This is a genomic window from Alloalcanivorax gelatiniphagus (assembly GCF_005938655.1).
Lineage (GTDB): Bacteria > Pseudomonadota > Gammaproteobacteria > Pseudomonadales > Alcanivoracaceae > Alloalcanivorax > Alloalcanivorax gelatiniphagus.
The window spans coordinates 24,856-46,118 of sequence record NZ_VCQT01000040.1; the positions used below are offsets into that span (position 1 = coordinate 24,856).

At 65.9% G+C, this 21,263-nt stretch carries 23 protein-coding genes; 8 read left to right on the forward strand and 15 right to left on the reverse strand.

Annotated elements, in window-relative coordinates; all coding sequences use genetic code 11:
• Positions 1–61: 61 nt before the first annotated feature.
• Both FGS76_RS13725 and FGS76_RS13730 read right to left on the reverse strand, forming a co-directional pair.
• A complete protein-coding gene (locus tag FGS76_RS13725) occupies positions 62–1,060 on the reverse strand; it encodes a ChuX/HutX family heme-like substrate-binding protein (protein ID WP_240692543.1) in 999 nt (332 codons plus the stop codon).
• Between the two features lie 111 nt (positions 1,061–1,171).
• Positions 1,172–1,387: a hemin uptake protein HemP gene (locus FGS76_RS13730; RefSeq protein ID WP_240692544.1), complete on the reverse strand. Its 216-nt coding sequence runs from the start codon at positions 1,385–1,387 to the stop codon at positions 1,172–1,174.
• A gap of 207 nt (positions 1,388–1,594) precedes the next feature.
• Between FGS76_RS13730 and FGS76_RS13735 the strand changes: the two genes are divergently transcribed.
• Both FGS76_RS13735 and FGS76_RS13740 read left to right on the forward strand, forming a co-directional pair.
• On the forward strand, positions 1,595–2,113 hold the full coding sequence (locus tag FGS76_RS13735) for a DUF6231 family protein (protein WP_138773232.1): 519 nt from the start codon (positions 1,595–1,597) through the stop codon (positions 2,111–2,113).
• A 99-nt stretch (positions 2,114–2,212) separates the two neighbouring features.
• Positions 2,213–2,896: a hypothetical protein gene (locus tag FGS76_RS13740; protein WP_138773233.1), complete on the forward strand. Its 684-nt coding sequence runs from the start codon at positions 2,213–2,215 to the stop codon at positions 2,894–2,896.
• A 113-nt stretch (positions 2,897–3,009) separates the two neighbouring features.
• Here FGS76_RS13740 and FGS76_RS13745 read toward each other — a convergent pair whose 3' ends face one another.
• Complete coding sequence (locus FGS76_RS13745) at positions 3,010–4,635, reverse strand: site-specific DNA-methyltransferase (protein ID WP_170214478.1); 1,626 nt, start codon at positions 4,633–4,635, stop codon at positions 3,010–3,012.
• Positions 4,636–4,812: 177 nt separating this feature from the next.
• On the opposite strand from FGS76_RS13745, the gene FGS76_RS13750 reads away from it, so the two are divergent.
• Both FGS76_RS13750 and FGS76_RS13755 read left to right on the forward strand, forming a co-directional pair.
• The gene (locus tag FGS76_RS13750) at positions 4,813–5,160 is read left to right on the forward strand and encodes a helix-turn-helix domain-containing protein (protein ID WP_240692545.1); all 348 of its coding nucleotides are present in this window, start codon (positions 4,813–4,815) and stop codon (positions 5,158–5,160) included.
• A gap of 115 nt (positions 5,161–5,275) precedes the next feature.
• Positions 5,276–5,635 (forward strand): helix-turn-helix domain-containing protein, encoded by a 360-nt coding sequence (locus tag FGS76_RS13755; RefSeq protein ID WP_138773235.1) that lies wholly within the window; start codon positions 5,276–5,278, stop codon positions 5,633–5,635.
• A 36-nt stretch (positions 5,636–5,671) separates the two neighbouring features.
• Here FGS76_RS13755 and FGS76_RS13760 read toward each other — a convergent pair whose 3' ends face one another.
• Genes FGS76_RS13760 through FGS76_RS13775 form a run of 4 tightly spaced genes read right to left on the reverse strand, consistent with a single transcriptional unit; the run spans position 5,672 to position 8,685 of the window.
• Entirely contained in the window at positions 5,672–6,181 is a 510-nt protein-coding gene (locus FGS76_RS13760; protein WP_138773236.1) for a dihydrofolate reductase, read from the reverse strand.
• A 23-nt stretch (positions 6,182–6,204) separates the two neighbouring features.
• Positions 6,205–7,038: a thymidylate synthase gene (locus FGS76_RS13765; RefSeq protein WP_138773237.1), complete on the reverse strand. Its 834-nt coding sequence runs from the start codon at positions 7,036–7,038 to the stop codon at positions 6,205–6,207.
• Positions 7,039–7,042: 4 nt separating this feature from the next.
• Entirely contained in the window at positions 7,043–7,846 is an 804-nt protein-coding gene (gene lgt, locus FGS76_RS13770) for a prolipoprotein diacylglyceryl transferase (protein WP_138773238.1), read from the reverse strand.
• Positions 7,847–7,887: 41 nt separating this feature from the next.
• Positions 7,888–8,685 (reverse strand): sulfite exporter TauE/SafE family protein, encoded by a 798-nt coding sequence (locus FGS76_RS13775; RefSeq protein ID WP_138773239.1) that lies wholly within the window; start codon positions 8,683–8,685, stop codon positions 7,888–7,890.
• Positions 8,686–8,759: 74 nt separating this feature from the next.
• Between FGS76_RS13775 and FGS76_RS13780 the strand changes: the two genes are divergently transcribed.
• Positions 8,760–9,515 (forward strand): NRDE family protein, encoded by a 756-nt coding sequence (locus FGS76_RS13780; RefSeq protein ID WP_138773240.1) that lies wholly within the window; start codon positions 8,760–8,762, stop codon positions 9,513–9,515.
• A gap of 91 nt (positions 9,516–9,606) precedes the next feature.
• Here the strand turns inward: FGS76_RS13780 and ptsP are convergent, their stop codons facing one another.
• Both ptsP and FGS76_RS13790 read right to left on the reverse strand, forming a co-directional pair.
• The gene (gene ptsP, locus FGS76_RS13785) at positions 9,607–11,874 is read right to left on the reverse strand and encodes a phosphoenolpyruvate--protein phosphotransferase (protein WP_138773241.1); all 2,268 of its coding nucleotides are present in this window, start codon (positions 11,872–11,874) and stop codon (positions 9,607–9,609) included.
• 38 nt (positions 11,875–11,912) lie between these two features.
• On the reverse strand, positions 11,913–12,416 hold the full coding sequence (locus tag FGS76_RS13790) for an RNA pyrophosphohydrolase (protein ID WP_138773242.1): 504 nt from the start codon (positions 12,414–12,416) through the stop codon (positions 11,913–11,915).
• Between the two features lie 196 nt (positions 12,417–12,612).
• Here FGS76_RS13790 and FGS76_RS13795 point away from each other — a divergent pair, with 196 nt between their 5' ends.
• A complete protein-coding gene (locus FGS76_RS13795; protein WP_138773243.1) occupies positions 12,613–13,293 on the forward strand; it encodes a histidinol-phosphatase in 681 nt (226 codons plus the stop codon).
• Positions 13,290–14,372 carry an imelysin family protein gene (locus tag FGS76_RS13800; RefSeq protein ID WP_138773244.1) on the forward strand — a complete coding sequence of 361 codons (1,083 nt, stop codon included), beginning with the start codon at positions 13,290–13,292 and terminating at the stop codon, positions 14,370–14,372. The genes FGS76_RS13795 and FGS76_RS13800 overlap by 4 nt, the downstream gene beginning before the upstream one ends.
• Here the strand turns inward: FGS76_RS13800 and FGS76_RS13805 are convergent.
• Both FGS76_RS13805 and FGS76_RS13810 read right to left on the reverse strand, forming a co-directional pair.
• Positions 14,369–14,950, reverse strand: a complete 582-nt coding sequence (locus tag FGS76_RS13805) for a sterol desaturase family protein (protein WP_138773245.1) — start codon at positions 14,948–14,950, stop codon at positions 14,369–14,371. The genes FGS76_RS13800 and FGS76_RS13805 overlap by 4 nt on opposite strands.
• A 52-nt stretch (positions 14,951–15,002) precedes the next feature.
• On the reverse strand, positions 15,003–16,052 hold the full coding sequence (locus FGS76_RS13810) for an AraC family transcriptional regulator (RefSeq protein WP_138773246.1): 1,050 nt from the start codon (positions 16,050–16,052) through the stop codon (positions 15,003–15,005).
• Between the two features lie 429 nt (positions 16,053–16,481).
• Here FGS76_RS13810 and FGS76_RS13815 point away from each other — a divergent pair, with 429 nt between their 5' ends.
• Positions 16,482–17,174 carry a TetR/AcrR family transcriptional regulator gene (locus FGS76_RS13815; RefSeq protein ID WP_170214479.1) on the forward strand — a complete coding sequence of 231 codons (693 nt, stop codon included), beginning with the start codon at positions 16,482–16,484 and terminating at the stop codon, positions 17,172–17,174.
• A gap of 75 nt (positions 17,175–17,249) precedes the next feature.
• Here FGS76_RS13815 and FGS76_RS13820 read toward each other — a convergent pair whose 3' ends face one another.
• The 4 genes from FGS76_RS13820 to FGS76_RS13835 form a co-directional block, all read right to left on the reverse strand.
• Complete coding sequence (locus FGS76_RS13820) at positions 17,250–18,425, reverse strand: ABC transporter substrate-binding protein (protein WP_205717267.1); 1,176 nt, start codon at positions 18,423–18,425, stop codon at positions 17,250–17,252.
• A gap of 61 nt (positions 18,426–18,486) precedes the next feature.
• A complete protein-coding gene (locus FGS76_RS13825) occupies positions 18,487–19,506 on the reverse strand; it encodes an aromatic ring-hydroxylating dioxygenase subunit alpha (protein ID WP_138773249.1) in 1,020 nt (339 codons plus the stop codon).
• 15 nt (positions 19,507–19,521) lie between these two features.
• Entirely contained in the window at positions 19,522–19,842 is a 321-nt protein-coding gene (locus FGS76_RS13830) for a 2Fe-2S iron-sulfur cluster-binding protein (protein WP_138773250.1), read from the reverse strand.
• Positions 19,843–19,844: 2 nt separating this feature from the next.
• On the reverse strand, positions 19,845–20,828 hold the full coding sequence (locus tag FGS76_RS13835; RefSeq protein WP_240692546.1) for an NAD(P)/FAD-dependent oxidoreductase: 984 nt from the start codon (positions 20,826–20,828) through the stop codon (positions 19,845–19,847).
• Between the last annotated feature and the right edge of the window lie 435 nt (positions 20,829–21,263).

Here is a 21,263-nt window from a genome sequence, read left to right on the forward strand (position 1 = left end):
CGCGACTGAAGTCGCTCCTACAAGAGCGGGGCCGTAGGAGCGACTTCAGTCGCGATCAACCCTAAGCCATCCGCCGCCCCGGCGCCCCGTCCGCGATCAAACTGTCCCCCAGCAGGCTCAGCCATGCATCCTCGTCGTCGGCGCCGGACAGGGTCCATAACCAACGGCCCTGGGCGTCCAGCGCTTCCAGGGCGGTGACCACCCGGCCGGGGGCGGGGCGGCGCAGGCGCCAGACGCTGGCCACCCGGCTCATGTCCAGGGACAGCAGGGTGCCGTTATGGGCCAGGTGGCACTGGCCTTTTTGCCAGCGCGGCGCCGACCAGGGCGCGGTCAGGCACAGGCTGACGCCGCTGTTGCCGGTGCAAACCGTGTAGGCGCTTTGCCGGCGGCTGGCCAGGGCCAGCAGTGACGGTATCGTCTCCGCCCGCACCGGGCAGGCGAATTTGTCGCGCACCGCCTGATAGAGCACCTGGCGCCGGTCGCCGATGCCCGCCAGCAGGGCGCGGAAGCCATCGTCGTCGCCGTGGGACCATTGCCGCTCCAGCTCCGCCACCGAAGGCACCTCCGTGGGCGACGCGGGCAGGCGCGGCGGCGGCGCGCCCAGCTGGCGCTGGTCCGGGTGCAGCATGGCGCATACCAGCTCCTCGAACGCCAGGCCGCCGGTTTCCGGGGCCACCGCCATTTGCTGCACCGGTTCGCCGAAGCGGTCGAAGAACAGCAGGCTGCGCGGCGGCAGGTCCGCCACCGGGCCCAGCACCGCCATCACCGAGCGCCACAGGGGCAGGTTGAGCTGATGGCGAAGCCGGCATTGCCGGCCCTGGTATTCCAGGCCCTCGTCCACGTCTTCCAGGGTCGGGTAGCGCATGGACTGGGACACCCGGCCGCCGTCGGCGAAGGTGGTGACCACCAGCACGCCCAGCCGGTAGAGCCCTTTGAGAATGGCCAGCGGCTCGTCCTGCAGCCGCAACACCTGGTCGCCCAGGGCGGCACGGCAATGATGAAAGGTGGTGGACGCCCGGGGGGCGGGCGCCAGCGTAGCCACCGTCGCGGTCAGGGTCACAGTGAGCCTCCTTGCGAATCAGGGTGTGGGCAGCTGGCGGGGGGGGCACGGCGATGAGCCGGGCCCGGGCTGGCTTTCCACGGTCAGGGAGAACAGGGTGCCGCCCGGTCCTTACTTGGTGAGGATCAGGCGGTCGTTGGCGGTGCGGCGCAGCAGGTAGCGTTCGCCGCCGTGCTCGATCCAGAGCTTGCCGTCCTGGTTGAGCAGGGCGCGGCTGGCCACGCTGCTGTCCGCTTCGATGGCGATGCGGCGGGCCCGGTTGCCGGCGGGGGTCACCCGGCGGGGGCTGGAAACCTTGCGCGGAAGGGTCAGGGTGCCTTGGGACATGACGTCTCTCCTTGAAGTGTCGGGCCCGGGTCCAGGGCCATGCGGTTGCGGGGGCGAAGCGCCTCCGTAAATGTATTTGAGAATCATTATCATTAGATGCCCCCACCCCGTCAACGCCCGCGAACGTGACCGGGCAAACAATTTTTAACAGCCGCCGGCCCCGCCCGGCCCTGGAGGTCGTGCCGGGAACCGCCTAGACTCAAACCCATGACTACTGCCATTGCTTCAAAAGCCATTGAAACGCCGCAGGAAAAACTGGCGGCCATCCTCGACAGCCACCAGCCCAAGAGTCTGCTGACCGTCAGCCTCAACCCGGTGCCGGTGGCCGACCACTGGTGCAAGGATCACGATTGCGAGCTGATCCATATCCAGGAACAGAATCCGTTCCAGGCGCTGGAACAGGTGCAACGGGTGGATATGGCGGTGATCGCCGACCAGCTGGAGTACATGAGCCAGCGGGACGGCGAGTCCCTGCTCGGGCTGCTGCGCAACCTGCACACGGACTCCCTGGTGGCGGTGTACCAGCCACGGCTGGCACCGGAGAAACTGCGCTGGCCGCAGCATGGCTTTCTCGCCCTGGGCTGCCGGGAAGAGGGCCATTTCGCCCAGGACGGCCGCGAGCTGGATATCTACAGTTACGACCTGGACGACTACAACTTCCGCCGCCACTGGAACAACCCGCGCTTCTGGGCCAACCCGGAGAACTGGGGCAAGTACTGGTGGTAAGGGCACCGGCGGCGCGGTGATCGCCGCCGGGCTACCGGGCGCTGGTCAAGTTCCGACGGCTGACGTATGGTGTCGCCGGTTCGCGGAGGGTAGCCCGGCATGATTCTGCAACGTCTCAAGGAAGCCTTATTCTTCTGGCGCCGCCATCTGGCGGCGCTGTTCCTGATCAGTGCCCCTTTCACCCTGTTCGGTGAAATCCTGCAGCAGCTGATCGGCCCGGTGCTGGTCACCGGCGACGACGGCACCCTGATCGGTTTCAACGCCATCAGCATGTTCGGGCTGATGCTGATCCGCCCGCTGGCGGAAGGCGCGCTGATCGTGCAGATGGCCAGCATCCAGCAAGGGCGCGCCCGGGGCCTGCTGGCCTGCACCCTGCCCGCCCTGGCCCGCTATCCGTTCCTGCTGGCCACCTATTTCATGCTCGCCCTGGCGGTGTCCCTGGGCTGGTTCCTGCTGATCTTCCCGGCCCTGTGGCTGTATGCCCGGCTGTGTTTCGCGCCCTTCCAACTGATGCTGCGCGGCGACGGCCCGATCACCGCCCTGCAGAACGGTTTCCAGCGCTCCTCCGCCAGTCAGTGGCCATTGCTGGCCGCCTTGATGCTGTCGTTCATGCTGGTGATGGTGTTTTCCCTGGTGATCAACAGCGTGGTGATGAGCCTGCTGGGGGACAACGGCGGCACCCTGGTGCTTACCGGCCTGATCAGCGGCCTGCTGGCCACCCTGGTCAATGTGGTGGCGTTCCGGTTCTGGGTCTTGGCGGAGCCGGAGCCCGATCGCGGCTGAAGCCGCTCCTACAGATGCCATCCCCGTAGGAGCGGCTTCAGCCGCGATCCAAGGGAATCCGGGTCACCCCACGATTTTCAGCGGCTTCAGCCGCGATTCACGAAAGCGCCGGATCACTCCACGATTCTCACCGTTGGCCCGGCTGCCCCCCAGGCGGCCAGCGGCCGGCGGTCCAGCAAGGCACGGTGCAACACCAGCACATCCGCGCCCGCGCTCAGTAACCCGTTCAGCATCGCCTCGTCCAGCTCCGCCCCGGCGTACAACAGCCACGTCTGCTCCCCATGGCGCACCCGGTGCGCCAGCGCCCCGTTCACGGTGACCGGTTGCAGGCGCGCATCCAGGGGCAGCCCCAAGGGTGCCAGCCAGCTCCAGGGGTCGGCGGCGTCCGGCGGTTCCCTGGTGTGCCGCCAGAAGCGGAAACCCTCGTCACTGCCCAGGGCGCCGGCGGCCCGGCGGAGCCGTTCGGCGGTGAGATCCACCAGGGTCGGCCAGCGCGGGTCGCCGGTGGGTTCCGGCAGTTGCACCAGCAGGCAGCGCCGGCGGCCACCATCGGCCTGGTTCTGCGCCATCACCGCGTGGCCGGTGCTGCCGCTGCCGGCGAAGAAATCCAGCACCAGATCGTCCGGGCCGGTGGCCAGCCGCAGCAGGAATCGCAGCAGCGCGGTGGGCTTGGGGTACTGGAACGGGCTTTCGCCGTCGAACAGCGCCTGCAGTTCCCGGGTGCCCGCGCTGGCGGTGCCGTAGGTGGCGCCGTCCAGCCAGGTGGCGGCCACCTCCCCGAACGCCCGCTTTTCATTGAGAAACACCTTGAGCTGGGGCCGCGCCCGGCCGCTGCGGCCGAACAGAATGCGGCCGTCATCGCGCAACGCCGCGAAGCGCGCCTCGCCGGTGCGCCAGCAACGCCCCGGCGGCGGCCAGAATTCCTCGCCGGTGGCCGGGTTACGGATCGCATAGGTCAGTTTCGGGCGCACATTGGGGGCATCGAACGGGTCCGCCTTCCAGGGGCCACGGGGGTCGTTGTCCGGGTTGCTGTAGCGGCCGCTGTCGACGGGCTCCGGGAAGGCGGCGAAACCCGGCGCCTGGCGCCAGCGCGCTTCATTGTCGCGCTTGAGGCGGCGCGGCCCGTCCCGCCGCCGGCGGGCATAGCCCAGCACGTACTCGTGCTGCACGCACAGGTCGGTGTCGTTCTGCCGCGAGGTGCGTGACTGCCAGGGGAACATGGCGAAGAAATTCCGCGAGCCGAAAATCTCGTCGAGCATCATTCGCAGCCCGTGCACCTCGTGGTCGTCGATGCTGACGAACAGCACGCCATCCTCGCGCAGCAACTCCCGGGCCAGCAGCAGACGGGGGTACATCATGCTCAGCCAGCGGGCATGGTAGCGGCCTTCCGGGTCGGCGCCGTCGCCGGCCCGCAGCCGGTGCTCGGCGGCGCTGTCGCGGAAGTTGTCCGGGTACTGGAAGGCGCCGCCGGTGTTGTAGGGCGGGTCGATGTAGATCATCTTCACCCGGCCGCCATAGCCCGCCCGCAGGTGGCGCAGCACCGCCAGATTGTCGCCCTCGATCAGCCCGTGCCGGGCGCCCTGAAAATCCAGTGACTTGTCCTCCCGCGGGGCGAGGCTTCCGGTTGCCGGTTCGCCAGCCTGATCCGCCGCCCGCGCCTTGCCCGGCCAGCTCAACCCATAGGCCTCCTGGCCCACCCGATCCGCGTCCGCGTCGCTGAACATCACCCTGTGATTCATGTCGTTTTCGACTTCCATTTCCATTGCAAAAAATAAAACCATATGGTTTGGTACAATAGCAATGGCGGATTCTTGCTATTTTGCAGGAAGAAGATTAAAAAAACCCAGAGCGAAGACCGCGTTTCCGGCTTCGCCCTGACGACCAGCACCATGAACCACTAAGGGAAGGAAAAAACCATGACGAAGGATCTGAATATCGGTGGCCTGCTGCGCGAACGCCGGGCCCGCCTTGGCCTGACCCTCAAACAGGTGGCCTCCCGGGCGCACACCGACCCGGGCAACCTGTCCCGCATCGAACGCAACGAGCAGCAGCTCAGCGTGCAGCGCATGCTGGCCCTGTGCGATGCCCTGGGCTGGCCCGCCGAGGATTTCGTGCGCAACCTGACCGCCCGTCGCGGCCGGCGCGTGAACGAAGCCCCGGGGGGCTATTCCAGCGAAAGCCGGGGCGAGCGCTTCGCCCCCGGTGAGCGCCTGCGGCTGTCGTTCACCGCCCGGCTGACCCCGGACGAAGAGCCTTACGACTGACGCCGGCCTTGCGCCTATTCAAGGCCGGATAAGCGTTATTTGCCCATAAGCTAAAAATATCTTTTGCACCGTTGCAAGTAACACATTGAGTGCTTCAGAGCAGCTACAGAAACTTATGGGCATGGATATTGGTGGCATTCTCAAGCAGCGGCGGCAACGCCGCGAAGAAACCCTCGAAGAGGTGGCATACCGGGCCGGTACGGACGCGGGCAACCTGTCGCGCATCGAGCGCAACCGGCAGGACGTGTCCGTGCAACGGCTCGGGCGCCTGTGCGCGGCCCTGGAAATGTCGCTGACGGAGCTGTTCGAGGAACTGGAAGGGCACACCAAGACGCCCCATCTGCGCGATCCGGCGGCCGCTTTCGACAAGGAAACCCGCGAACTGATCAGTATCGTTTCAGCGCTGACGCCGTCGCGCCGGCGGCTGCTGATGAAGATCGCCGAGGACGTGCGCGACAGCAAGGGGCTCTCCTAGCCCGGGACTGTCGTAAGCGCTCCCGGCCGCCCCCGGTCAGGCGCGCTCGTACACCACGAACGAATAATCGTAGGGATTCGGTCCCTCGGCCTGGAAATCGTCCCGGCCGATTTCCCGCCATTGCGCCGCGTCCACCGCCGGAAAGTAAGTATCCCCCGGCACCTCCGCGTGCACCTCGGTCAGGTAGAGCCGGTCCGCCCGGGGCAACGCCAGGGCGTAGATCTGCGCGCCACCGATCACCACCACTTCGTCCTGGCCATCGATCAGCGCCACGTGTTCCGCCAGTTCCAGGGCCTGGTCCAGGGTCGCCACCACCTTGGCGCCCTCGGCGTGGTAATCCCCCTGGCGGGTGATCACGATATTGGTGCGCCCGGGCAGGGGCCGCTTCAGGGATTCCCAGGTGTTGCGCCCCATGATGATCGGTTTGCCCAGGGTCGCCTGCTTGAAATACTTCAGGTCGTTGGGCAGGTACCAGGGCAGCTTGTTGTCACGGCCGATCACGTCGTTGCTGGCCTTGGCGGCCATCATCGCCAGACGAATGCTCATGGGGTCTCCTTGGCGGCCGGTGGTCAGATCGCCACCGGCGCCTTGATGTGCGGGTGCGGGTCGTAGCCTTCCAGGGTGAAATCGTCAAAGCGGAACGCGTACAGGTCCTTCACCGCCGGGTTCAGCTTCATCACCGGCAACGGCCGGGGCGGGCGGGCCAGCTGCTGGTCGGCCTGCTCCAGGTGGTTGCTGTACAGGTGGGCGTCGCCCAGGGTGTGCACGAAGTCGCCGGGCTGCAGGTCGCAGACCTGGGCCATCATCAGCGTCAGCAGGGCGTAGGAGGCGATGTTGAAGGGCACGCCCAGGAAGATGTCGCCGCTGCGCTGGTAGAGCTGGCAGCTCAGCTTGCCGTCGGCCACGTAGAACTGGAACAGACAATGGCAGGGCGGCAGCGCCTGGCGGCCCATGGCGGCGTTCTCCCGGGGCGACAGGCGCGGGTCCGGCAGCACCGCCGGGTTCCAGGCGCTCACCACCAGCCGCCGGGAGTCCGGATTGCGGCGAATCTCCGCCAGCACCTCGTCGATCTGGTCGATCACCGCGCCGTCGGCGGTGGGCCAGCAGCGCCATTGCTCGCCGTACACCGGCCCCAGGTCGCCGTCCTCGGTGGCCCACTCGTCCCAGATGCTGACGCCGTTTTCCTTCAGGTAACGGATGTTGGTGTCGCCGGACAGAAACCACAGCAGTTCGTGGATGATCGACTTCAGGTGCACTTTCTTGGTGGTCACCAGCGGAAAGCCGTGGGCCAGGTTAAAGCGCATCTGATAACCGAACAGGGAGCGGGTGCCGGTGCCGGTGCGGTCTTCCTTGCGGATGCCTTCGGTGCGCGCCAGGCGCAGCAGGTCCAGATATTGATTCATGGCGTTACTTCCTCGCCGGGGCCGGCCGGTCATCGTACCGGTAGGCCCAGAACATCATGGCGGCGCCGAGAACGATCATGGGAATGCTGAGCAGCATGCCCATGGTCAGCCAGCCGCCGGTCAGGTAGCCGATGTGCGCGTCCGGCTCGCGGAAAAACTCCACGAAGGTGCGCGCCAGGCCATAACCCAGCCCGAACAGGCCGGTGACCGCGCCGGCCGGACGCGGCCGGGCGGAATAGAACCACAGCACCAGGAACAGCACCACGCCTTCGAGCAGGAATTCGTAAAGCTGGGACGGGTGCCGGGGTACCCCCATGGGGTCGCCGGGAAAGATCATCGCCCAGGGCACGTTGGCCGGGTGGCCCCACAGTTCACCGTTGATGAAGTTGCCGAGCCGGCCGGCACCCAGGCCGATGGGCACCACCGGCACCGCGTAATCCGCCACCGAAAAATAGCGCTTGCCGAATTTGCGGGCCAGCAGCCAGAACGCCAGCAGCACGCCCAGGGCGCCACCGTGGAAGCTCATGCCGCCGGTCCAGATCTCGAACAGCCACAACGGGTCGTCGAGAAACTTGCCGAAGTTGTAGAACAGCACATAGCCGACCCGGCCGCCCAGGATCACCCCCAGGGCCACGTAGAACACCAGGTCGCTGACCTGGTCGCGGTTCCAGCCGCTACCCGGCCGGTCGGCCCGGTAGCGCAACAGCAGCCAGCCGCCCACGAAGCCGACCAGGTACATCAGGCCGTACCAGTGAATCTGCAAAGGCCCGATGGCGATGGCCACCGGGTCGATACGGGGAAAATCCATGCTTCTACTCCGTCAGCGCGGCCACCCGGTGGGCGGGCCGCTCACAGAATCAGTTCCAGACCGATGCCGATCAGGAAGATCGCAAAAATCCGCCGCAGCACCGCCGACGGCACCCGGTGGCTCAGGCGTGCCCCCACCTTGGCCATGGGATAGCTGGTCACCACGATGGCCAGGGCGGCGGGCAGATACACATAACCCAGGGTCCAGGCCGGCAATTCCGGGCGCCCCCAGCCGGTGACCACGAACCCCAGGCTGCCGGCCAGGGCGATGGGCAGCCCGCAGGCGGCGGAAATCGCCACCGCATTCTGCATCGGCAGGCGACACCAGGACAAAAACGGCACCGTCAGCGACCCGCCGCCGATGCCGAACAGGCTGGAGAAGGTGCCGATCACCCCGCCGGCGGCGGCCAGGCCGCCGCTGCCCGGCAGCCGCCGGGGCGCGTCCTCCACCGCCCGGCCGGGGCGCCGCAGCAGCATCTGCAGGGCGATGATGATAGCGAAGATACCGAACAGGCGGGTCAGCGCCAGGCCGGACAGCCGGTCGGCGATCACCGCGCCGAGCAGCGCGCCCACCACGATGCCCACCGTCAACCGCCCGGCCACCGGCCACAGCACGTAGCCGGCGCGATGGTGGGCGGCCACCGAGCTGGCGGAGGTGACGATGATGGTGGCCAGGGAAGTCCCCACCGCCATCTGCGCCACCACCGCGTCGTCCACGCCCATGCCATGAAACAGGTAGATCAGCGGCGGCACGATCACCACGCCGCCGCCGAGCCCCAGGGTGCCGCCCATCAGGCCGGCGACCACCCCGATCAGGGCGCAAATCAGCACAAGCGTCATGGATGTCCCCTGCTGGAAATGGCGGTTATGCTAGCAGGCCGTTTTGATCCTGTCCTACCCGGCGAAGATTCCCTATGTGCATCGTGCTGTTCCAGTGGCGCCCCGGCGCCGACACGCCCCTCACCGTGGCCGCCAACCGGGATGAATTCCATGCCCGCCCCACGGAGCCGGCGCGCTGGCGCGGCGACGTATTCTGTGGCCTGGACCGCCGCGCCGGCGGCACCTGGCTGGGCATCCACCGGGACGGGCGCTTCGCGGTGATCACCAACTTCCGGGAACCGCTGGCCGAACGCGGCGACGGCGAGCTGTCCCGGGGCCTGCTGCCCAGCGCCTTCCTGGAAAGCCAGGATACGCCCGAGGCGTTCTGCCAGTCGTTGGCCGACCAGCAGCACCGCTACACCGGCTTCAACCTGCTGGTGGGCGACCGCGATGCGCTCTGGTACCTGAGCAACCGGGGCGCGCCGCCCCGGGCGGTGACGCCGGGCGTGCATGGGCTGTCCAACGGCCTGCTGGACGACCCCTGGCCCAAGGTGGAACGGGGCAAGGCACGGCTGACGGCGGCCATCGCCGAAGGCGCCGGCCTGGAGGCCCTGCTCCAGGTGGTCAACGACCGCCACCAGCCGCCGGAGTCGGCGCTGCCGGACACCGGCGTGGACCGGGCCCTGGAGCGTCTGGTGGCGCCGGTGTTCATTCAGTCGGAACAGTACGGCACCCGGGCCAGCTCGGCGGTAACACTGCACGCCCGCGGCGAACCGGAAATGGCCGAGCAAAGCTGGCGCCCGGACGGCGAACCCGACGGCCCACCGCGCTACAGCGCCCAATCCAGGTAACCGCGCGCAACCGGCGTTCGGCGTTATCGCGGCTGAAGCCGCTCCTACACGGCGCTACGGAAGCCTCTTGTAGGAGCGGCTTTAGCCGCGATCAGGCGGGCTTGCGGTGGCGTACCAGGTCGCCCAGGCCCACCTTGGTGAGCTGCAGGTCCAGGTAGGAGGTGATCACCTCGCCGTTGTCCATGGCCAGCACCTCGTTGAGCAGCCGGCGCAGGAAGGTCATGTTGACCTGGCGCACCGCCGCTTTCACCCGTAGCAGGTTGGAGGCGTTCATGGACAGGGAATCGAAGCCCATCGCCATCAGGATCAGCGCGGTGCTGGGGTCGCCGGCCATTTCGCCGCACACCGACACCGGCTTGCCCTCTTGGTGGGCCTGCTCCACCACATGCAGCAGCGCGTGCAGCACCGCCGGGTGGCAGGAATTGTAGAGGTCCGAGACCTGCCGGTTGTTGCGGTCCACCGCCAGCATGTACTGGGTCAGGTCATTGGTGCCCACGGACAGGAATTCCACCCGCTGGGCCAGGGCGCGGGCCTGGTACACCGTGGCGGGCACCTCGATCATCACCCCCACCGGCGGCATCTCCACGTCCACGCCTTCCTCGCGCACTTCCAGCCAGGCCCGGTGGATCAGATGCTGGGCTTCCTCCGCCTCGATCACGGTGGTGATCATCGGCAGCATGATGCGCAGGTTGTTGAGGCCCTCGGCGGCCTTGAGCATGGCGCGCACCTGGACGATGAAAATTTCCGGGTGGTCCAGGGTCACGCGGATGCCGCGCCAGCCCAGGAAGGGGTTGTCTTCCTCGATGGGAAAATAGCTGAGCGGCTTGTCGCCGCCCACGTCCAGGGTGCGCATGGTCACCCAGTGCGGGGCGAAGGCGGACAGCTGCTCCCGGTAGATCAGCCGCTGTTCCTCCTCGGAGGGGAAGCGGTCGCGCACCATGAACGGGATTTCCGTGCGGTACAGGCCCACGCCCTCGGCGCCGCGCTCGATGGAGCGCACGATGTCGGTCATCAGGCCGGTGTTCACCTGCAGCGCGATGCGCTGACCGTCCTCGGTTTCGGCGGGCTCGTCGCGGAGTTTTTCCAGCCCCGCCAGCAGGTGTTTTTCCTCGGCGATGATGTCCTCGAACTGGGACTTCAGCTCGGCGGAGGCGTTGGCGATCACCCGGCCCCGGAAGCCGTCGACGATCAGTTCCTTGCCGTCCAGTTTCTTGAGCGGCAGGTTCTGGGCGCCGACCACCGTGGGGATGCCCATGGCCCGGGCCACGATCGCCATGTGCGAGTTGCGCGAGCCCCGGGTGGTGACGATGCCGACGATGTTCTCCTCCGGCATCTCCATCAGCATGGGCGCGGAGATGTCCTCGCCCATCAGGATGCAGGCCTTGGGAAACTCGATGCGGCGCCGGTTACGGCTCTGCAATTGCCCCAGCACCCGGCGCCCCAGGTCGCGCACATCGGCGGCCCGTTCGCGCAGGTAGGGGTCATCCATCATCTCGAAATTGTGCACGTGGGCGTCCACCACCATGCGCAGGGCGCCCTGGGCCCACTGACCGTCGCGGATGCGCGCCACCACCTCGGCGGGCAGGGCGTGGCGGTCGAGCATGCGCAGGTACACATCGAACAGGGCCTGCTCCTCCGGGCCCAGGCTTTTCTTGGCGCGCTCGGCCAGATCGCGGATTTCCTGGCGCACCCGCACCAGGGCCTCGTCGAGCAGGGCGATTTCACCGCTGATGTCGGTGGCGTCCCGGTCCGGCACCGAGGACAGGTCGGTCTCCGGGAACAGCAGCACGCCGATGCCGATGGCGGCCCCGGTGGAGCCGGGCTGGCCGTCGTGGATGCTGGGCAGGTCCTGGGTGTCGAGCTGGTCGAACAGCACGCCGGAGGCGTGGGCGTGGGCGATCACCGCCGACAGCTGGGCGGAGATGGTGACCAGGAAGGCTTCCTCGCTCTGGTCGAAGCGGCGGGCGTCGCGCTGCTGCACCACCAGCACGCCGAGCACCTCGCCGTGGTGCATCACCGGCACGCCCAGGAAGGCATGGAAGGGGTCCTCGCCGGTTTCCGCCAGATAGTGGAATTTGGGGTGGGCGAAGGCGTCCTCCAGGTTGATCGGTTCCTCGCGCTGCCCGACCTGGCCCACCAGCCCCTCGGAGGTGCCCAGGCTGACCCGGCCCACCGCCTCGCGCTTGAGGCCCTCGGAGGCCATCAGCATGTAGCGTTCTTCGTTGTTGTCCCGCAGATAGATGGAACACACCTCGGTGCCCATGGCATCGCGCACGCGCTGGGCCATCAGATCCAGAGCGGATCGGATATCCGGCGCGTTGTTCACTTCCTGCACGATGCGGCGCAGGGTATCGAGCATGTGTGTTCCTCTCTGGTCGGTGTGGCGTGGACGGCTCGCTAGCCGCGGCGCTTTTCGCCGCGCAGGGCCGGCGCCAGCTCACGCAGGGCGCGGGCATAGACGCCGCGCTTGAAGTGCACCACCTTGCGGATCGGGTACCAGTAGTTCACCCAGCGCCAGTCCTGAAACTCCGGCACCGGCGAACGGGCCAGATCAATGACCTCCTCCTCGGCGTTGAGGCGCAGCAGAAACCACTTCTGCCGCTGGCCGATGCACACCGGCCGGTTGCGCGGCGGGCGCAGGAAGCGGCGCGGCAGGCGATAGGTGAGCCAGCCGTCGGTGGTGGCCAGCACGCTGACGTGCTCGCCCAACAGGCCGGTCTCCTCTTCCAACTCGCGGAACAGGGTGTCCTCGGGGCTCTCTCCCGGCATCATGCCGCCCTGGGGAAACTGCCAGGCGTCGCGGTTGCCCACCCGGCGGCCCCAGAAAACCCGCCCATCCGGGGCGGCGATCACAATGCCGACATTCAGCCGGTATCCTTTGTCGTCGATGATGCCTGTCATTGCCTTCAATCCCATGGCGCGGCACGGGGTTCGCGGGAAGGCGCGGAACCCAGCCGTACAGGCGCGCAATATTCCCATTAAACCTTGTCGGCCCTGCGGCGATCAATCGGCTGCCGTCACGGACGCGCTTTTGGTAAGCTGCCGCTGACTTTTCGCACCTTCCTCCAACGACAGCGGGCGCGCCCCGGGAGCATGCATGACACTGGCCATTTTCGACCTGGACAATACCCTGATCGCCGGCGATTCCGACCATCAGTGGGGGGAATTCCTGGTCGGCCGCGGCGAGGTGGACGGGGCCGGCTACAAGGCGGCCAACGACCGCTTCTACCAGGACTACCTGGACGGGGATCTGGACATCTTCGCCTACCAGGAGTTCGTGCTGTCGGTGCTCAAGGACCGGCCCCTGGAACAACTGCACGCCCTGCGCCGGGACTTCATGGACCAGGTGATCGACGCCCTGTGGCTGCCGGCGGCGGAACAGCTGGTGGCCAAACACCGGCAACAGGGTGACACCCTGATGATCATCACCGCCACCAACGATTTCATCACCGCGCCCATCGCCGAGCGGCTGGGCGTGCCCCATCTGATCGCCACCACCGCCGAGCGCGACCCACGGGGCGGCTACACCGGCCGGGTGGCCGGCGTGCCCAGCTACCGGGAAGGCAAGGTGGAACGGCTCAACAGCTGGCTGGAACAGCACCAGGAGAGCCTCGCCGGCAGCTGGTTCTACAGCGACTCCCACAATGATCTGCCGCTGCTGGGCAAGGTGGACCATCCGGTGGCGGTGGACCCGGACGAGACCCTGGAGCAGGCCGCCCGGGAACGGGGCTGGCCGGTGATTTCCCTGCGCCAAACCTCCGTGGGAGCCTCCTCATGAGCGCCGCTCTCAGGCCCCGGTGGCCGGCCCTGCTGGCGCTGCTGCCCGCCCTGCTGCTGAGTGCCTGCGACGCCACCGACACGGCCACCCCGGCGGAGCCGGACGCCGGCTCGCCGCAACCGGGCCGGCCCACCGGCGCGGCCCCCGGCGGCGACGGCAACACCGACCTGCGCCCGCTTAATGACCAGGCCGGCGCCACCGCCCTGGGCAACCAGCGCCAGGCCTGGCGGGACGCCCTGGACGCCCTGCTCGACGCCCCGGACCCGGACAGCCTGGCCGGCGCGCGCACCGCCTGGGCCGATCTGTACGCCGCCTTCAACGATCATTATCTGTCGCTGGCGGCGGTGGCCTGCCAGCGCGGCGTGCCGGAACGGCTGGAGCGCCTGGACGACTGGCCGTTCTATCCGGCCTACGTGGATGCCCTGCCGGCCTGGCCGGACTCCGGCATCGTCAACGATCCGGCCCTGGAACTGACCGCCGCCAACCTGCGCCGCCAGCAGGGCGCCACCGGCGAGGGTGAAGTGGCCCTGGGCTTCCAGCCGTTGCGGCTGCTGGTGGCCGGGGTGGCCGAGGCACCGCGCCGGGCGGCGGACTTCCGCGCTGGCCGCCAGGAGGCCGCGGTGCCGTCCAGCACGGTGGAACAGGACGCCGCCGTGCAGGTGGACGCACCGGCCCGCCGCCGCGCCTACCTGCGGCTGGCCGATGAACAATTGCAGGCGGATCTGGATGCCCTGGGCGACGACGCCGCCGGCGACCCGGACAGCCTGCGCTGCGCCCTGGGCACCCTGGACCGGCGGCTGACCCAGTTGGATCGGCAGCGCGGCGCCACCGATCCGCAAGCGGGCCTTTATCTGTCGCCGCGCAGCATCGAGCTGATCGACGCCAGCCAGCCGGAAGCGGCCCTCTCGCAACTGGCCGACGACGACAACGCTGCCCTGCGCGAGGCGCTGGAAGCGCGCTGGCCGGGCTTCACGGACGCCCTGGAGCAGGCCCGGGAAAGCGGCGACTGGACGCCCCTGCGCGGCTGGCTCCACCCCGCCAGCCATGGGGTCCAGCCCGCCGCCGCGGTGCGCGGCTAGGCCGCCACCACCAGCGGCGCCTCGGCGCGCGCCGGCCGCCAGCGACGGGCCAGCCGGTTGACCGGCTTTTCCAGCCAGGCCGGCAGCGGCAACCCCAGCGGGTTGCTCTCGGTCACCGAATCCGCCCCCGGCACCCGGGTGCCCATCAGGTAATCAAACCAGGGCCGGGTCACGCACCAGTTGGCGTTCTGGTCCCGGTTCATATGGTGATCGTAGTGCCAGGGCAGGTGCCGACGGGCCCAATCCGGATCCAGATGGGCGCGGCTGTGCTTGCGCCAGTATTGCCAGGCGCCGTAGTAAATGCCCACGGTAAAGAACGGCGCCACCGGCGCCGCCGGCGTGAACACCACGCACAGCCCCAGCAGGGCCACCTTCTCGTTGAACATTTCCTGGTCGCGCCACATGGATTCGCGGTAGCCGGCGTCGGCGAAGCCGTTCAGCCGCGCCCGCTTGTGATGGCGGATATGGGTGAAGAAAGGGCTGTTGCGATGGCGCGCCGGGTATTCGTGCAGCCAGGTCTTGTGGGCGTACCACTCAAAGGCGTTGACGGTGAGCAACGCCACGGGAAAGCCGAGCATGACGGGTTCTCCTGAATGACTGTGTCCGTCACCCATGATGCCGGCGCCGGGCTCAGCCGCTTTGATCGCCACCGCGCGGATCGCCGTCACCGGGATCAAGCGCCCGCTGCCCGTGCTTGCGGCGGCGGTAGGCGGTGGGGGTCTCGCCGGTCCAGCGCTTGAAGGCCCGGGAAAACGCCGCCGGCTCGGAGAAACCGGTGAGATAGAGAATCCGGTCGATGGGCGCGTCGGTGCGCGCCAGCAGCCGCCGGGAGAGTCGTTCCCGGTAGCCGGCCAGCAGCGCCTTGAAACCGGTGCCGGCCTCCGCCAGTTGCCCGCGCAACGCCCGGGGCGAGCACCCGGCCCGGGCGGCCAGCGCCTCCAGGGACGCCTCACCGCGCTCCAGCAGGCCGCCCAGATGGCGCTCCAGATCGGCCAGCAATTCCCGCCGGCCCAGGGCCGCCATGCGTTCCGCCGCCAGCCGTTCGTGCACCACCAGCAATGCCGGCTCCGCCGCCGGCGACGGCCGCGCCAGCAGCGCCGCCGGAAACACGATGGCGCCCTGGTCCGCGCCCAGGGTCACGGCGCAGCCCAGCACCCGCCGGTAGGTCTCCGGTGGGGCACCCTCGGTGTGCGGGAAACGCACCTCGGTGGCCCGGAACTCGCCGTCGGTGACCCGCTCCAGAAAGCCCAGGGCGATGCAGGTGGCGCACTCCAGATAATGGCGCACCGGATGGTTCAGGCCGGTAAGAAGGGCCTGGTCGCCTTCCACCACCAGGCGCAGCGGCAGGGCGTCGGTGATCAGGCGCTGGTAGGCCAGCACCCGCTCCAGCCCCTCGCCCAGGGTGGGGCTGCTGAGCAGCAGGTATTCCAGCACCTGGCCGCGCCAGGGCGGCATGCGTTCGCCGATGTGCAGCCCGATGTGCGGGTCACCGCTGACCCGCACGGCGGCGTCCCAGAACTGCCGCTGGGGGCCGTTAACCCGGCGCGGACGCCGGTCCGGCACCTGGTCCGGCAGCCCCACGCTGGCGAAGATGGCGGCGCAGTCCAGCCCCGCGTCCGCCATGGCGCGGTAGGTCATCCACAAGAAAGTGCCATCGTCGCTGGCGGGAATCCGGGTCATGGCCGGAGTATAGGCACCCCGGCGGCGCGGTGAAATGACCGGCCGGCGGCCCATGTCGCCGGTGGGCTGCTTATGAAAACCGTGGAGCCTGATGATGTTTGCGGCTGAAGCCGCTGCTACCCACCCCGGCCAATCGTGCCCCGGCCAATCGTGGTAGGAGCGGCTTCAGCCGCGATAAAAAAGGTTTATCGCGGTCGGATGCCCGCTGCTAACGCGCACGTCATTCGCGCCGCCAGCCCCAAGCGAAGTTGTCTGGAGGCCTTCCGAGAGCGCCGGAGCCAGGGAAAAAGCGGCATAACTATCGCTAAGGAACACGCTATAGTACTATCACGTGCCCATTTTTCTTGCCGTCTTTGCGGCCAGTGTCGCACCATTACAAAGGGTGCGCGGGCGGTCGCCAACCGCTTCTTTTCGTTCCAGGAGCCCTTAGTGAAGCCGACACGGAAATCGCCGGCCCGAAAAAAAACCCCAGTGAAGTCCGGAGCACCGGAGCGCCCCAAACGGGTGCGCAGAAATCCGGAAAGGCTGATTGCCGCCATCCTCAATGCGGCGATCGAGGAGTTCTCCAATCACGGTTTTTCCGGCGCTCGTATTGACCGCATCAGCAAGCGGGCCAATACCGTTGACCGCATGCTCTACTACTATTTCGGCAACAAGGAACGGCTCTACGAAGCGGTACTGGAAGAGGTTTACCGCAATCTCATCGAGGAACAACGTCAATTCGTCCCACCGGAAGGCGACCCGGTCAACGGCATGGACGAGCTGATCACCCATATGTGGGAACACTACATGAACCATCCGGAATTCATCCGGCTGGTGATGTCCGAGAACCTGCTTTATGGGCGCTACATCCGGCAGTCCGAGCACATCAAACAGGTTTCATTCCCGCTGGTGCGGATTATCGATGAGATCCTGAAGAGCGGCAAAAAGAAGAATATATTCCGCCCCGACGCGGACACCAACTTCATCCTGATGACCATCATGTCGATGGGGTTTTTCTACGTGTCCAACCAATACACTTACACCTATTGGCTCTCCAAGGAACTGACGCCGAATCTGCGCAGCGATGCCTGGCTGGGTCATATGAAAACGGTGATTTTCGACCACCTGATGGTGCGCTGAAAAAAAAGGCGCGTCACAGTGGACGCGCCGGCCGGTCACCCGGTGGGAAGAAAAGGCGACCAAAAACCTTCATCGTCAGTCGCCCGCCACCAACGCCTTGCGCTCCTCCAGCGGCGGACTGATGGCATCGCCGTTCAGATACTTCCAGGTCTTCATGTAGCCACGACCGTCCTTGAGATCGGAACGCCCCACGATCACACCCATGGAGGACTGGTTATCCACCGGGCTGAATCGCTCGACACCGAAAGGCGTGGAGAACTCCAGCCCCTTGAAGGCCTCGACCAGATCCTCGGCGTCCGTTGATCCCGCCTTCTCAATGCCCGCGGCCAGTGCCTTCACCGTGGCGTAGGCGACCACCGAATTCATGCGTGGGTAGTCATCATATTTGGCGCGGTACTTCTCTATGAAATCCTGATGCTCGGGCATATCCAGGCTGTAATAAGGATAGCCGGTAACGATCCAGTTCTTTGGCGCATCACCTTTCAAAGAGTCGGAATACTCGGGCTCGCCGGACATCAGGCTCACCACCTCCCGGTTTTCGAACAGGCCCCTATTGTGCCCCTCGCGCAGGAACCGGGTCAGATCGGCGCCGAACAGCACATTGAAGATGGCATCGGGCCTGGCGTCCTCAAGAGCCTGCACCATCAAGCCGGCGTCCACCTTACCGTAGGGGGGCGCCTGCTCGATCACGAACTCCACATCCGGCTGGCGCTTTTTCATCTCGCGTTTAAAGGTCTCCGCCGCCACCTGACCGTATTCGTAATTGGGATAAACCAGCGCCCAACGCTTCTTGTTCAGAGCCACCGCATCGTCGATCACCGCGGCCACCATGGCGTAGGTGCCGGCGCGCAACCGGTAGGTGTAGCGGTTGTGTTTACTCCAGATGATGGCATCGCTGAACGGGCCGGAGGCGAGGAAAAAGACCTTACGGTGACGGGCGAAATCGGACACCGCCAGACCCACATGGGAGAACGTCACCCCCGCCAACATATCCACCTTTTCCAGCGTCACCAGTTCCTGGGCGGCGCGCACCGCTTCGCCGGCATTGGCGTTGGAGTCGCGGAATACCGTTTCCAGACGCTTGCCCAACACGCCGCCCTGGGCATTGATTTCCTCCTGCGCCAGCTCCCACCCTTTACGGTAAGGCACGGTCAGAGCGGGCAGGGCCTTATAGGCATTGATTTCGCCGATGCGGATTACATCGTCATCGGCGCTGGATAGCACACTGACCAACAAGGTCGCGGCCGCCACGAAAAATGGGATTCTCCTGATTTTCCTTCGCATGCGTATGCTCCTGGGAATGGGTTGATGCTCATCGTTCTTGGGAGATCATCTCGCTTACCATCTTGCGCATCTTCATCGACGAAGCGTCGATCGCCAGCCTTACCGGGCGGACGTCCTTGAACTTTTCTTCGTTATTCTGGATGGCTTCCAACACCACCTTGTCCTCGTTAAAAGCAATTCTCAGGCCATCCTTGAGACGCTGGTCCACGGCCTCGTCGGCGGGCATATTCTTCACCAGCAGCCAATGCTGGATGCAGGTACGGCTGTCCACCGGCGTAATGAAGTGGCAGGCAAACATCTGGATGCAGTCGGACCGGTCACCTTCCGGGGCTCCGGTGCCGGTGGGCGCGCTACCGAAGTCGATAATGGCGATGGACGGGCAGTAATAGTGATAGTAGTGCCACCGATCCACATTGCCCTGATAGGGCTTGAGCCCCTCGAAGATGGGGATCAGCGGTGAGTCGATGATCCAGCGCCAGGTGACCACCCGATCTTCCAGGCGCTCATGGTGAACCGGCACATCACCGTGCTGCTTGTTCGACAGCGTGCTCTGATGGACATAGGCGACGTGGGAGGGGTCGCAAAGGTTTTCCGCCAGATTCAGGTAATTGGCGTGAAGCACCAGGGCATCGCCCTCGAAGGAGCTGTAGTTTTCATCGTGGTACTCGGGCAGGTCGAACACCTTGCTCTGGTCGGCTTTATCCTCGTCACCCATCCAGATCCAGACCATGCCCATGTTCTCCACTACCGGATAGGCACGGACACGGACACTGTCAGGCACCCGATCCTGACCGGGTATGTGCACGCAACGGCCATCGCAACCGAAGCGCAGTCCGTGATAGCCACATTCGATGGTGTCGTCCACCAGGGTACCGATGGACAAAGGCGCCAACCGGTGAGGGCAGGCATCCTCCATGGCCACGACCTGCCCGCCACTGTCACGGAACACCACGATCTGTTCCTCGATAACCACATGGCGCGCCAGCTCGTGGCCGACGTTGCGCGACCATGTCAACGGGTACCAGGTATTACGAACGTATTCAGACATTGTTTCCTCCAGGCATCAGGGCCATTCAGGCGCCAGCTCGACCTTGAGGCCGTCGCAGGCGTCGGTAATCGGAATCTGGCAGGCGAGCCGGGAATCCGGGCCGGGTTCAAACGCCAGATCAAGTGCGTCTTCCTCGTCCTCGCCCAGCTCCGACAAGGCACCCGCCGGCGCCTGCCGCACATAGACATGGCAGGTCGCGCAGACACAACTTCCGCCACACTCCGCCCTTACCGGCAGGCCGGCGTCGACCATCATCATCATCAGATTGCTGCGCGTGCCCGGCTCGACCACCAGTTCATGGGATTGGTTTTGCCGATCAATTACGGTTATTTGCATGTTCATCTCGGGCCCAGATGCTCCTTCATTGCCGTTGTGCTGTGTTCAAAAACATGTCTGATATCCGGGTGCAGACGACGTTTGACGTCGTGGGCCATGAGCGCCGCTTCGTGAAAGCCGGAAAGGATCAAACGCAGTTTTCCCGGGTACCAGCACACATCACCGATGGCGTAGACGCCGTCCAGGCTGGTGGCGAAGCGTTCGGTATCGACGCGGATGTGGTCGCCATGCATGTCCAGGCCGAAGGACGTCAGCGGCCCGAGCCGGGCGGACAGGCCGAAGAAGGCCAGCACGTGATCACACACCACCTGATCACCGCCCTGCAGCCGCACGCCGCTGAGCTGCCCGCTGTCGTCGACCAGCTCGGCCACCGCGCCGGCGCGGAAATCCATGGCGCCGGTATCGATCAAGGCGCGCACCTTATTCACCGTGTCCGGGGCGGCACGGAAGCGGTCCCGGCGGTGTACCAGAGTCAGGCGCTCAGCGATGTCGTGTAAGTTCAGAGCCCAGTCCAGCGCGGAGTCGCCGCCACCGACCACCACCAGGTGCTTTCCGCGCAAACGTTCTCTCTCTCGCACCGCATAAAGAAGCCCTTCGCCTTCGTGCATTTCCGCTCCCGCCGCTGGCAGCTTTCTCGGCGAGAAACACCCGGACCCCGCCGCGATCACCACGGCCCCGGCGATAAAGCACTGACCATCGTTGGTACGAACCCGCCAGCGCCCATCGTCCATGCGGTTCAAGGCTTCCACCATCAGGCCGAAATGAAAACGCGGCTCGAACGGCCGGGCCTGCAGCAGCAGATTGTCGATCAGCTGCTCGCCACTACAGTCCGGCAAGGCGGGGATATCGTAGATTGGCTTTTCCGGATAGAGCTCCGCGCATTGCCCGCCCGGCCGATCCAGTACATCGACCACATCGCAGCGCATACCAAGCATGCCCAGCTCGAACGTGGCGAACAGGCCACAGGGGCCCGCGCCGACAATCAATACATCCGTCTCGATTTCCGAAACCTCGCCTGGCGGCCTGGAGGTTTGAGATTCTGTGTGCGACATCACCACGTCCCGAATCACATTTATGGAGTGTTTTAACCATTAATGGAGTAAACACTACATTTTTCTATTCAGGAATGTAAAGTGCTTTTTTATGCTGATCAATCGCACCTTTTTCGAGCAAATCACTCGAATTCGCACCCATTTAGAGCAGGAAAAAGCTGAAAAAACTCACTATATAAAAGTTCTTTCATTTTTCGGTCTCGCGGCGCCTACCCATTTTTTGTTCTACCCACCCTTGACTTCACATCCCAAACCATTGCATTTATTGGAGTGAATTCTTAATTAGTGTAGTCACTTCTTTAATCATGGCCCGAACGGCGACTTCGGTGGCACGCCACCTGCATAACAGCCTGGGCAATTGCGCGGCAT

Coding starts and splice junctions, on each gene's coding strand:
- FGS76_RS13780 (WP_138773240.1), top strand. CDS start 8,760: ATGTGCATCGTGCTGTTCCAGTGGCGCCCCGGCGCCGACACGCCCCTC.
- FGS76_RS13825 (WP_138773249.1), bottom strand. CDS start 19,506: ATGTCTGAATACGTTCGTAATACCTGGTACCCGTTGACATGGTCGCGC.
- FGS76_RS13795 (WP_138773243.1), top strand. CDS start 12,613: ATGACACTGGCCATTTTCGACCTGGACAATACCCTGATCGCCGGCGAT.
- FGS76_RS13805 (WP_138773245.1), bottom strand. CDS start 14,950: ATGCTCGGCTTTCCCGTGGCGTTGCTCACCGTCAACGCCTTTGAGTGG.
- FGS76_RS13775 (WP_138773239.1), bottom strand. CDS start 8,685: ATGACGCTTGTGCTGATTTGCGCCCTGATCGGGGTGGTCGCCGGCCTG.
- FGS76_RS13750 (WP_240692545.1), top strand. CDS start 4,813: ATGACGAAGGATCTGAATATCGGTGGCCTGCTGCGCGAACGCCGGGCC.
- FGS76_RS13755 (WP_138773235.1), top strand. CDS start 5,276: ATGGGCATGGATATTGGTGGCATTCTCAAGCAGCGGCGGCAACGCCGC.
- lgt (WP_138773238.1), bottom strand. CDS start 7,846: ATGGATTTTCCCCGTATCGACCCGGTGGCCATCGCCATCGGGCCTTTG.
- FGS76_RS13810 (WP_138773246.1), bottom strand. CDS start 16,052: ATGACCCGGATTCCCGCCAGCGACGATGGCACTTTCTTGTGGATGACC.
- ptsP (WP_138773241.1), bottom strand. CDS start 11,874: ATGCTCGATACCCTGCGCCGCATCGTGCAGGAAGTGAACAACGCGCCG.
- FGS76_RS13765 (WP_138773237.1), bottom strand. CDS start 7,038: ATGAATCAATATCTGGACCTGCTGCGCCTGGCGCGCACCGAAGGCATC.
- FGS76_RS13730 (WP_240692544.1), bottom strand. CDS start 1,387: ATGTCCCAAGGCACCCTGACCCTTCCGCGCAAGGTTTCCAGCCCCCGC.
- FGS76_RS13830 (WP_138773250.1), bottom strand. CDS start 19,842: ATGCAAATAACCGTAATTGATCGGCAAAACCAATCCCATGAACTGGTG.
- FGS76_RS13800 (WP_138773244.1), top strand. CDS start 13,290: ATGAGCGCCGCTCTCAGGCCCCGGTGGCCGGCCCTGCTGGCGCTGCTG.
- FGS76_RS13790 (WP_138773242.1), bottom strand. CDS start 12,416: ATGACAGGCATCATCGACGACAAAGGATACCGGCTGAATGTCGGCATT.
- FGS76_RS13745 (WP_170214478.1), bottom strand. CDS start 4,635: ATGAATCACAGGGTGATGTTCAGCGACGCGGACGCGGATCGGGTGGGC.
- FGS76_RS13740 (WP_138773233.1), top strand. CDS start 2,213: ATGATTCTGCAACGTCTCAAGGAAGCCTTATTCTTCTGGCGCCGCCAT.
- FGS76_RS13760 (WP_138773236.1), bottom strand. CDS start 6,181: ATGAGCATTCGTCTGGCGATGATGGCCGCCAAGGCCAGCAACGACGTG.
- FGS76_RS13735 (WP_138773232.1), top strand. CDS start 1,595: ATGACTACTGCCATTGCTTCAAAAGCCATTGAAACGCCGCAGGAAAAA.